Raw genomic sequence first — 9773 nt, 5'->3', positions numbered from 1 at the left:
TAGCAGCTGTCGAGCCTGCGAGGCTGCGTCCGATTGCGAAGCGATCGTAAACCCACAAAACCCGATCTAACTGAAGAGCCTCGATAACCCGTTTACGACGGCTGCGCCGCCGGACGTAGCCTCGCAAAGCTCGTCAACTGCTACGCGATTTAACCGCGAACCTCTCGTAGCAGCTGTCGAGCCTTGCGAGGCTGCGTCCGATTGCGAAGCGATCGTAAAACCACAAAATCCGTTCTAACTGAAGAATCTCGATAACCCGTTTACGACGGCTGCGCCGCCGGACGTAGCCTCGCAAGGCTCGTCAACTGCTACGGGATTTGTACCCCTCTCTCTATCCGCCGCAGCTGTTCATTGGCTCGCTCGGCGAACAATTCCAGTAACCCTTCCAGTAGATGCACCGGCGCTTCGTCGGCGCGGGTCAGGGCGTACAGGGTGATCGGCAATGCCGGGCTCAACGGGCGGATGACGGTGCTTGCCGCTGAGGCGCCCAGGGCGGTGAACGGGTCTATCACGGCCAACCCCGCTCCCGATTCCACCATCGCTCGCGCCAGCGAGTAGGTCTGCACCGCAATGTTGATGCGCGGGGGCGGCTCGATGGTTTTCAGGTAGCTGTCCAAGCGCGCAAACAACGGATCGGCGCTGCTCAGGCCAATCAACGGGGCGTCCGCCAGTTCATGCAGCGCCAGCGACTCGCCCTCACGGTCTTCGCTCCAGTAACCCCGTGGCGCCAACGCGACCAGCACGCTGTGGGCCAACGCCTGAGCCTTGAGCCCCGGGTGGTCGGGCAGTTTCAAGGTCAGCGCTACGTCCAGCTCACGCATCAGCAGGCTTTGCACCAGTTCACGACTGTGTGCGCTCGCCAGTTCGCAGCGGCTGTCGGGGTAGCGGCGCGTCCACTCGCCAATCACTGGCGGCAACAAGGACAACGCCAACGCAGGCGTACTGCCGATGCGCAAGCGATGCCCCGGTGTGCGCCGCAAGCTTTCGGCCAGACGCTGTACGCCTTGCACACTCTCACTGACTTTTTCGACCTCGCGCTCCAGCAGCAGCGCCTCGGGGGTGGGCTGCAGTTTGCCGCGCACGCGCAAGAACAACGGAAACCCCAGTTGCATCTCGGCATGCTGCAGGACTTTGCTCACCGCAGGTTGCGAGACATGCAGCAACTGGGCGGCGGCGCTGATGGAGCCGGTCTGGCGAATAGCCTGGAATATTTCGATGTGGCGCAAGCGCATGGCGGCAGTCCATAACCTTTGTTTATGGGTGAAGCATCTTTAATCATTGTTCAGCGCCTGTCACCTGCCCCTAATCTGAAACCCGCACAACAGTGGGTAAGGACTGACATGGCACAGCGTGTTTGCATCATCGGCGGTGGGGTTATCGGGCTGGCAACGGCGTATGCGCTGGTGCGCGAAGGCTTTGACGTGAGTGTGATCGAAGCCCGCCCGACCCTCGGCAGCCAGACCAGCTTTGCCAATGGCGGCCAATTGTCGTACCGCTATGTCGCCCCGCTGGCCGATGCTGGCGTTCCGTTGCAGGCGCTGGGCTGGATGTTGCGCGGCGACTCACCGCTCAAACTGCGCCCGCGCATGGACCCGGCGCAATGGCGCTGGCTGGCCTCGTTTGTGGCCGCCTGCCGGGGGTCGGTCAATCAGCGCAATGGCGCACATTTGCTGCGTTTGGCGTTGCTGAGCCAGGCCACGTTGCAGCAATGGCGCGAGGAAGACCACCTGGACGGGTTCCAATGGCGGCGTAACGGCAAGCTGGTGGCTTTTCGCGAACCGTCGCACTTCGCCAAGGCCCGGCAAAAAGTTATCCACAGCTCGTTTCAGCAAGCGCTCTCTGCCAGCGAATGCTCGGCCCTGGAGCCCGGTTTGCAAGGCTGCGCATTTGTCGGCGGCATTTACACACCCGATGAAGAGGTCGGCGATTGCCACGCGTTTTGCCAACAGCTGTTCGCCCGTTTGCAGGCCTCGGGGCGCTGCACCTTTTTGCTGGGCAAAACCGTCACCCGTCTGCATCACGAGCACGGTGAGGTCAAGGCCGTGCACATGGGCGACGAGGTGCTGCCGGTCGATCAACTGGTGCTCGCAGCGGGCCATAACAGCCCGGCCTTGAGCCTGCCGGGGCTGAATCTGCCGCTGTATCCGCTCAAGGGGTACAGCCTCACATTGGCGTTGAGCGACCCCGGTAAAGCCCCCAATGTGAGCATCACCGATTACGACCGCAAGATCGTGTACGCGCGCATTGGCGAACAATTGCGCATTGCCGCGATGGTCGACATCGTCGGTTTTGATGCCTCACTCGACCCCAAGCGCCTCGCGCAAATGCGCCAGCTGGCCCAAAGCACTTTCCCCGAAGCGGGCGATTACCAACACGCCATTGAGTGGGCAGGCATGCGCCCGGCCACCCCCAGCGGCGTACCGATTCTGGGCGCCAGCGGCTATCGCAACTTGTGGCTCAACCTGGGCCACGGCGCGCTGGGCTTTACCCTGGCTTGCGGCAGCGGACGCTTGCTGAGCGAGCTGATTGCACAGCGCAAAACCTCCATTGACCTGCAAGGTCTGGCCTTGCACGCCGCCTGACCATTGACCCACACCTTAAGGAAATGCCCGATGACGATTCACCGCATTCACAGCAATGACCGTTTAAGCGCCGCTGCGACCTATGAGGCGCTGGTGTTTCTGTCCGGGCAAGTGCCGACCGGTAGCGAGGACATTACCGCGCAGACCGAAGAAGTCCTGAGCAAGATCGACGCCTTGTTGGCCGAAACCGGCAGCAGCAAGGACCACATCCTCAACGCCACGATTTACCTGCAAAACATTGAGCGCGACTTCGCGCCCATGAACGCGGTGTGGTCTGCCTGGCTGTCTGCAGGCAAGGCGCCGACGCGCACCACGCTGCAAGCGCAACTGGCCCGACCGCAGGTGCTGGTGGAAATCAGCGTGATTGCTGCCCGTCGCTAATCAGCTTGAAACCGGAGAATAAGAAGATGAAAAAGCTCACCTTGATCAGTTGCATGCTGGGCCTTTTGCTCAGCCACTCACTGCACGCCAGCGAAGCGCCGTTGCAGGGCACGCTTAAAAAAGTCGCTGATTCCGGGAGCATAACCCTGGGTTATCGCGATGCTTCGGTGCCTTTTTCTTACGTAGGCGACAACACAGGCAAGCCGATGGGCTATTCGGTGGAGCTGGCGAACAAAATCGTCGAGCGCATCCAGCAGCAAGTCGGCGGCGCACCACTGAAGGTCAAATACAACCTGGTGACCTCGCAAACCCGGATCCCGCTGGTGCAAAACGGCACGGTTGATCTGGAGTGCGGCTCAACCGGCGTGACGGCCGAGCGGCAAAAACAGGTGGCGTTCTCGTATGGCTTTATCTACGTCAAAGGCCAGTTGCTGACCGCCAAAAACAGCGGCATCCAGGGCTTTGACGACCTGCGCGACAAGAACGTCGTGACCACGGCGGGCACCACCAATGAGCGCTTTCTCAAGAGCTACAACGCTGACCACAAGATGAACATGAACGTGATCAGTGCCAAAGACCATGGCGAGGCGTTCAAGATGCTCGAAACCGGCCGTGCCGTGGCCTTTTACATGGATGACGCACTGCTCTACGGCGAACGCGCCAAAGCCCGCGACCCACACAACTGGGTGGTGGTGGGTCACGAGCAGTCGCGTGAAATCTACAGCTGCATGGTGCGCAAGGACGACCCGCAGTTGCTGGCGGTGGTGAACCAGGCGCTGGCGGATCTGTACCAGTCGGGCGAGATCAACGGCATCTATCAGCGCTGGTTTGAGCAGCCGATTCCACCGAATGGCCTGAACCTGGAGTTCCCGATGACCGCCGAACTGAAGCAGATCATCGCCAAGCCGGTGAGCGATCCGGTGGAGTAAACCTGGGGCTTACGACACCCACGGCGACGTGCGGATGATCTCGACGAAGTTCAGCGGTTTGAAGCTTGGGTCGATGTCCACCAGCACGTCGGCGTTAACCGTGCCGAACGTGGTGTCGGGGCGATGTTTAAAGCCGTTGGCGAAGGCGCAAAGAATGCATTCCTTGAAGCCTTCACCACGCTGGTGCGCATGCACCACGGCTTCGCGCTGCTCAGTGGGGAACGCCGCGTAATCAATGCCCAGCACGTCCATTTCTACGCCCGCTGTCACCAGCGCCACGTTTGGCCGCAGGTGTTGCGGTACACCCGGCGTGGTGTGCAGCGCAATGGACAACCACACTTGCTCAACATCGTCGTCGCTCAGGCCAAACGGTTTCATGAAGGCTTTGGCGTTGTTGGCGCTGTCGACTTCAAAACGCTCGGTGTCTGTGCGATGGCCTTCAACCAGGCCCAGATCATGGAACATCGCCCCCACGTACAAAAGCTCCGGGTCATAGGCCAATTGCTTGCGTTGGCCGCTCAGCGCGCCAAACAAAAACACGCGACGCGAGTGGTTGTAGAGCAAATCGGACTCAACATCACGGATGTATTCAGTCGTGGCTTTGGCCAAGGCGCTGTCCGGAATGACGATGCCTGCGATGGTCTGACTCATGGCGAACTCCTCGATCAAGCGCCGGGGTGGCGCTGTTGAGTTCAGTGTGGACCGCGCCCTCCATGGCAACAATCGTCACGCAGGTGCGATTCGTGCCAATCAGGTGGCAATGCCGGCCACGCCTTTTAACAGGCTTGCCACACCGGGCGGCGGCGGTATTTGATGTAACACCCCTCAGACGGCGAACCCAGATGACCTTGAAGATCGCATTGATCGTTTTCCCCGGCGTGCAGGCCCTGGATGTGACCGGGCCCATGGATGTGTTCGCCGAGGCCAATGTGTTTCTGCCGCCCGCTGAGCGCTATCAACTGGAGGTGCTGGGCCTGGAGGCAGGCTTGCTGGCCTGCTCCAACGGCTTGTCGATCCAGGCCCATCGGCATTTCACCGAGGCCAGCACCGCCTACGACCTGGTCTTGTGTGCTGGCGGCCCGGCCCTGCCCGATCAGGATTTTGGCCCGGCGTTTTATAGCTGGTTACGCACACTGTGCCGCCGCTCGCGACGCTTTGGTTCGATCTGTAACGGGGCGTTGATGCTCGCTCGCGCAGGCTTGCTGGACGGCCGCCGTGTGACCACCCACTGGGGCGATGTCGCAGCCCTGGCGCGCCTGTGCCCAAGCGCCAAACTGGAAGCCGATCGCTTGTATGTGCAGGACGACAATTTGTTTACCTCCGCCGGGGTGACGGCCGGGATTGATCTGTCGCTGTATGTGTTGAGCCAGGATCATGGCCCCGAGGTTGCGCTCAGCGTGGCCAAACGGCTGGTGGTGTTTACCCAGCGTTCGGGCGGACAGTCGCAGTTCAGCCCGTTTCTGACAGCGACCACCCCGGACGATTCGCCGGTGGCGGCGGTGCAACGGTTTGTGCAGGCCAATCTGCGTGCGGATCTGACCATCGGTGAACTGGCGCAAGCGGCCAACATGAGCCCGCGCAACTTCTCTCGGGTATTTGCCCGTGACACCGGTATTACCCCGGCACAATTTGTTGAAGGTGCGCGGGTGGATGCGGCCCGCGCATTACTGGAAAACCCGGCGCTGGCCCTCAAGACCGTAGCCTACGAATGCGGTTTTCGCGATGCGCACCACCTGCGCAGTGTGTTCATGCGCAGGCTGGGCGTCTCGCCGCAGCAGTTCCGGGCGAACTTCGCAGTGATGGCGTAACGAGTATTCCTGTAGGAGCGAGCTTGCCTCGCGATCTTTTGATCTTTAAAAGATCGCGAGGCAAGCTCGCTCCTACAGGTCAATCGTTTAGAAATCACCCCACAGTTGCTGGGCCACGGCCAACGCGACTACGGGCGCCGTTTCGGTGCGCAGCACCCGCGGGCCGAGTCGGGCCGGCTGGAAGCCTGCGGCGTGGGCGTGCTCCACTTCGTTATCGGTCAACCCGCCTTCCGGGCCGATCAAAAATGCCAGGCGCGCAGGCTTGGCGTGGCTGGTCAGCGGCTCAGACACCGGGTGCAGCACCAGCTTGAGGTCGGCCTCGGTGGTTTTGATCCAGTCACTGAGCAATACCGGCGGGTGAATCACCGGCACCCGCGAACGGCCACACTGCTCACAGGCACTGATCGCCACTTGCCGCCAATGCGCTAGGCGTTTGTCTGCACGTTCGTCCTTGAGCCGCACTTCGCAACGCTCACTCATGATCGGAGTAATTTGCGTCACGCCCAATTCAGTGGCCTTTTGAATCGCCCAGTCCATGCGCTCACCACGGGACAACCCCTGGCCCAAGTGAATGGCCAACGGCGACTCAACTTGCCCGGCAAAGGTTTCGTCGAGCACCACGCGCACACGTTTTTTGCCAACTTCCAGCAAGCGCCCCAGAAACTCCTGACCCGAGCCGTCGAACACTTGCAGGGCATCGCCCTCGGCCATGCGCAGCACGCGGCCAATGTAATGCGCCTGGGCTTCAGGCAGTTCATGCTCACCGAGGCTCAACGGGGCGTCGATAAAGAAGCGGGACAATCTCATTTAAATTCTCTGAAAAAAGCCCTCTGCAGGAGCGAGCTTGCCTCGCGATCTTTTGCCTTTAAAAAGATCGCGAAACAAGCTCGCTCCTACAGGGGATTAAAATTAACCCGGGTCGCGGAAGTCTGGATGGAAGTTCGCCGGCACGGCCACGCTGATGTCCGTGCGCGTCGCGATGTCGATGCCTTCGCTGGCCACTTCAGCCAGAAAATCGATCTGTTCGGGGGTAATCACGTAAGGCGGCAAGAAATACACCACACTGCCTAACGGGCGCAACAAGGCACCCCGCTCCAGCGCGTGCTGGAAGACTTTCAGGCCGCGTCGTTCCTGCCACGGGTAAGCCGTTTTGGTGGCTTTGTCCTGAACCATTTCTATCGCCAGCACCATCCCTGTCTGACGCACTTCCGAGACATGTGCATGGTCGGCCAGGTGGGCCGTTGCGCTGGCCATGCGTTGGGCAAGTGCCTTGTTGTTTTCAATGACGTTGTCGTCTTCAAAAATATCCAGCGTGGCCAACGCCGCCGCACACGCCAGCGGGTTGCCGGTGTAGCTGTGGGAATGGAGGAAGGCGCGCAGGGTCGGGTAGTCGTCGTAGAACGCGCTGTACACCTCATCGGTGGTCAGGCATGCCGCCAGCGGCAAGTAGCCACCGGTCAAGGCTTTGGACAAGCACAGGAAGTCTGGCGTGATGCCGGCTTGTTCACAGGCAAACATTGTCCCGGTACGGCCAAAGCCCACGGCGATTTCGTCGAGGATCAAGTGCACACCATAACGGTCACAGGCCTCGCGCAACAACGTGAGGTACACCGGGTGGTACATGCGCATACCGCCCGCGCCCTGAATCAACGGCTCGACGATCACCGCCGCAATCGTGGCATGGTGCTCGGCCAGGGTCTGTTCCATGGCCTGGAACATAGTGCGCGAGTGGGCTTCCCAGCTCACGCCTTCAGGGCGCAAGTAGCAATCGGGGCTCGGCACTTTGATCGTGTCGAGCAGCAACGCTTTGTAGGTTTCAGTGAACAGCGGCACGTCACCCACCGACATCGCGGCCATGGTTTCGCCGTGGTAGCTGTTGGTCAGCGTCACGAAGCGCTTTTTGTCAGGCTGGCCGCGGTTGAGCCAGTAGTGAAAGCTCATCTTCAGCGAGACTTCGATACACGACGAACCATTGTCGGCATAGAAGCAACGCGTCAGGCCCTCAGGGGTCATCTTGACCAGGCGCTCAGACAACTCGATCACCGGCTGATGGCTGAACCCCGCGAGAATCACGTGCTCCAGTTGGTCGACCTGGTCCTTGATACGCTGATTGATACGCGGGTTGGCGTGGCCAAACACGTTGACCCACCAGGAACTCACGGCATCCAGATAGCGTTTGCCTTCGAAGTCTTCGAGCCACACGCCTTCACCGCGCTTGATGGGGATCAGCGGCAACTGTTCGTGATCTTTCATTTGGGTGCAGGGGTGCCACAACACGGCAAGATCGCGCTGCATCCATTGATTATTCAGGCCCATTTCCACTCTCCTGGCGCTGGTTCCCGGCGTCTGCGGGCAAACAAGCCTGCAAGCCTATGCAATGCGCAAGCTCGTCACAAGTCATTACGTTTATCCATAGACACGCATATTTACATTCAAGGCACGGCTCGGCATAAAACACCGCACGCGGCTATTGTTAACGTTTGCTTAATGCATGATCCCCAGGCTACAGATCGTATTTATCGATGTTTTGCAGCAAAAAAATGCGCTTTCATTCGATAGGTAAACCATTAGTCTTAACGTCAATTCCCACAGGATGTTGGCAATGCAGCTACGTAACTCGTCTTCTCGCTATGGTGCCGTGAGTATTTTCCTGCACTGGTCAGTCGCGCTGGCCGTGTTTGGGTTGTTCGCATTGGGCTTGTGGATGGTCGGTCTCGACTACTATGACCCTTGGCGTAAAGAAGCGCCTGACCTGCATAAAAGCATCGGTCTGACGCTGTTGGCGGTCATGTTGATCCGTGTTGTCTGGCGGTTCATCAGCCCGCCGCCCCCTGCTTTAGAAACGTATAGCCCTGCAACCCGTATCGGCGCCAAGTTCGGTCACGCTTTTCTGTACCTGAGCTTGTTTGCCCTCATGATTGCGGGATATTTGATCTCGACGGCCGAAGGCGTGGGTATCCCTGTCTTCGGTCTGTTTGAAGTACCGGCACTGATCTCCAGCCTGCCCAATCAGGCTGATGTTGCTGGCGTTGTGCACCTGTGGCTGGCCTGGACCGTGGTGATCTTTGCTGTTCTGCATGGTCTGGCTGCCTTTAAACACCACTTCATTGACCGTGATGCGACCCTAAAACGTATGCTGGGCCGCAAAGCCTGATGCTCAACCTCAATTCAAAAGGAATAGAACGCATGTTGAAAAAGACGCTCGCTGCTCTGGCACTTGGGACTGCTCTGCTGACCGCCGGTCAAGCCATGGCTGCCGACTACACCATCGATAAAGAAGGCCAGCACGCTTTCATCGACTGGAAAATCAGCCACTTGGGCTACAGCTTCGTGCACGGCACGTTCAAGGACTGGAAAGGCACCTTCTCGTGGGATGCGGCCAAGCCTGCCGACAGCAAAATTGACATCACTCTGCAAACCGCCAGCCTGTTCTCCAACCACGCAGAACGTGACAAGCACATCGCCAGCAAAGACTTCCTGGACGTCGCCAAATACCCTGAGGCGACCTTCAAGTCGACCAAAGTGGTACCAACCGGCGACAAGACGGCTGACGTGACCGGCGACCTGACGCTGCACGGCGTGACCAAGCCTGTGACCTTCAAAGCCACATTCAACGGCGAAGGCAAGGATCCATGGGGCGGCGAACGTGCTGGCTTCAACGCTACCACCACGCTGAACCTGAACGACTTCGGCATCAAAGGCCCGGGCCCAACTGCTCAAACGCTGGACCTGGACATCTCGCTGGAAGGCGTGAAGGCCAAGTAATAGCGCTTTTAGATGGCTAAAAAAAACGCCCCGGCTTGCGAGAGCCGGGGCGTTTTTTATGCAGCGTTAACTCAGCGGTTGCGAGTCAACAGTGCAGGCTTCTCGCCGCGAGGGCGGTTCGGCAGTTGATCCAGCTGCTCAGGGGTCAAAAAGCGATCGCTTTTGGACTCTTTGTGCATGATCTTCGGCTGGTTCTCACGTGGGCCTTTAACCGCTGGCTCTTGACGCGCAGTATCACGCGCCGGGCGGTTGTCGCGACGGGCCTGGCCATCACGTGGCGCGCCGTTGCGTGGGCCGCTGCGCTTGGC

At 59.6% G+C, this 9773-nt stretch carries 11 protein-coding genes and 1 pseudogene; 7 read left to right on the top strand and 5 right to left on the bottom strand.

The genetic code is table 11. The features are described from left to right. Positions 1–308: 308 nt before the first annotated feature. On the bottom strand, positions 309–1232 hold the full coding sequence (locus tag GHO25_RS24575) for a LysR family transcriptional regulator (protein WP_153393061.1): 924 nt from the start codon (positions 1230–1232) through the stop codon (positions 309–311). Positions 1233–1256: 24 nt separating this feature from the next. Here GHO25_RS24575 and GHO25_RS24570 point away from each other — a divergent pair, with 24 nt between their 5' ends. From GHO25_RS24570 to GHO25_RS24560, 3 genes are read left to right on the top strand one after another with little or no spacing between them, the layout of a single operon-like run. Further along, a complete protein-coding gene (locus tag GHO25_RS24570; protein WP_372240972.1) occupies positions 1257–2582 on the top strand; it encodes a D-amino acid dehydrogenase in 1326 nt (441 codons plus the stop codon). Between the two features lie 30 nt (positions 2583–2612). Further along, on the top strand, positions 2613–2963 hold the full coding sequence (locus GHO25_RS24565; RefSeq protein ID WP_153368256.1) for a RidA family protein: 351 nt from the start codon (positions 2613–2615) through the stop codon (positions 2961–2963). Positions 2964–2989: 26 nt separating this feature from the next. Beyond that, positions 2990–3892, top strand: a complete 903-nt coding sequence (locus GHO25_RS24560) for a transporter substrate-binding domain-containing protein (RefSeq protein ID WP_153393055.1) — start codon at positions 2990–2992, stop codon at positions 3890–3892. 9 nt (positions 3893–3901) lie between these two features. On the opposite strand, the gene GHO25_RS24555 is transcribed toward GHO25_RS24560, so the two are convergent. After that, the gene (locus tag GHO25_RS24555; RefSeq protein WP_153393052.1) at positions 3902–4543 is read right to left on the bottom strand and encodes an HD domain-containing protein; all 642 of its coding nucleotides are present in this window, start codon (positions 4541–4543) and stop codon (positions 3902–3904) included. Between GHO25_RS24555 and GHO25_RS26200 the strand changes: the two genes are divergently transcribed. Continuing rightward, positions 4542–4706 carry a hypothetical protein gene (locus tag GHO25_RS26200; RefSeq protein WP_178110221.1) on the top strand — a complete coding sequence of 55 codons (165 nt, stop codon included), beginning with the start codon at positions 4542–4544 and terminating at the stop codon, positions 4704–4706. The two genes, GHO25_RS24555 and GHO25_RS26200, sit on opposite strands and share 2 nt — an antisense overlap. 28 nt (positions 4707–4734) lie before the next feature. After that, positions 4735–5700: a GlxA family transcriptional regulator gene (locus tag GHO25_RS24550; RefSeq protein ID WP_153393048.1), complete on the top strand. Its 966-nt coding sequence runs from the start codon at positions 4735–4737 to the stop codon at positions 5698–5700. Positions 5701–5787: 87 nt separating this feature from the next. Here GHO25_RS24550 and GHO25_RS24545 read toward each other — a convergent pair whose 3' ends face one another. Together GHO25_RS24545 and GHO25_RS24540 are read right to left on the bottom strand one after the other, a co-directional pair. Next, complete coding sequence (locus GHO25_RS24545; RefSeq protein WP_153393045.1) at positions 5788–6507, bottom strand: 16S rRNA (uracil(1498)-N(3))-methyltransferase; 720 nt, start codon at positions 6505–6507, stop codon at positions 5788–5790. Positions 6508–6609: 102 nt separating this feature from the next. Further along, positions 6610–8016: an adenosylmethionine--8-amino-7-oxononanoate transaminase gene (locus tag GHO25_RS24540; RefSeq protein ID WP_153336545.1), complete on the bottom strand. Its 1407-nt coding sequence runs from the start codon at positions 8014–8016 to the stop codon at positions 6610–6612. Positions 8017–8302: 286 nt separating this feature from the next. Here GHO25_RS24540 and GHO25_RS24535 point away from each other — a divergent pair, with 286 nt between their 5' ends. Both GHO25_RS24535 and GHO25_RS24530 read left to right on the top strand, forming a co-directional pair. Beyond that, positions 8303–8854, top strand: coding sequence for a cytochrome b (locus GHO25_RS24535; protein ID WP_048370907.1), 552 nt, complete (start codon positions 8303–8305; stop codon positions 8852–8854). Between the two features lie 32 nt (positions 8855–8886). Next, complete coding sequence (locus GHO25_RS24530; protein ID WP_048370909.1) at positions 8887–9465, top strand: YceI family protein; 579 nt, start codon at positions 8887–8889, stop codon at positions 9463–9465. Between the two features lie 71 nt (positions 9466–9536). On the opposite strand, the pseudogene GHO25_RS24525 reads toward GHO25_RS24530, so the two are convergent. Then, positions 9537–9773: pseudogene (locus GHO25_RS24525) on the bottom strand (DEAD/DEAH box helicase); the annotation flags it as partial.

This window comes from Pseudomonas sp. FSL R10-1350, from assembly GCF_009600525.1.
Classification (GTDB): Bacteria; Pseudomonadota; Gammaproteobacteria; order Pseudomonadales; family Pseudomonadaceae; genus Aquipseudomonas; species Aquipseudomonas helleri.
The sequence above is the reverse complement of the archived record's forward strand: the minus strand, read 5'-3'. Positions and strand labels throughout refer to the sequence as shown.

What these genes read in the sequence shown, in the direction of transcription:
- GHO25_RS26200 (WP_178110221.1), top strand. Translation starts at nt 4,542, where the DNA reads ATGGCGAACTCCTCGATCAAGCGCCGGGGTGGCGCTGTTGAGTTCAGT.
- GHO25_RS24570 (WP_372240972.1), top strand. Translation starts at nt 1,257, where the DNA reads ATGGGTGAAGCATCTTTAATCATTGTTCAGCGCCTGTCACCTGCCCCT.
- GHO25_RS24550 (WP_153393048.1), top strand. Translation starts at nt 4,735, where the DNA reads ATGACCTTGAAGATCGCATTGATCGTTTTCCCCGGCGTGCAGGCCCTG.
- GHO25_RS24540 (WP_153336545.1), bottom strand. Translation starts at nt 8,016, where the DNA reads ATGGGCCTGAATAATCAATGGATGCAGCGCGATCTTGCCGTGTTGTGG.
- GHO25_RS24535 (WP_048370907.1), top strand. Translation starts at nt 8,303, where the DNA reads ATGCAGCTACGTAACTCGTCTTCTCGCTATGGTGCCGTGAGTATTTTC.
- GHO25_RS24555 (WP_153393052.1), bottom strand. Translation starts at nt 4,543, where the DNA reads ATGAGTCAGACCATCGCAGGCATCGTCATTCCGGACAGCGCCTTGGCC.
- GHO25_RS24530 (WP_048370909.1), top strand. Translation starts at nt 8,887, where the DNA reads ATGTTGAAAAAGACGCTCGCTGCTCTGGCACTTGGGACTGCTCTGCTG.
- GHO25_RS24545 (WP_153393045.1), bottom strand. Translation starts at nt 6,507, where the DNA reads ATGAGATTGTCCCGCTTCTTTATCGACGCCCCGTTGAGCCTCGGTGAG.
- GHO25_RS24575 (WP_153393061.1), bottom strand. Translation starts at nt 1,232, where the DNA reads ATGCGCTTGCGCCACATCGAAATATTCCAGGCTATTCGCCAGACCGGC.
- GHO25_RS24565 (WP_153368256.1), top strand. Translation starts at nt 2,613, where the DNA reads ATGACGATTCACCGCATTCACAGCAATGACCGTTTAAGCGCCGCTGCG.
- GHO25_RS24560 (WP_153393055.1), top strand. Translation starts at nt 2,990, where the DNA reads ATGAAAAAGCTCACCTTGATCAGTTGCATGCTGGGCCTTTTGCTCAGC.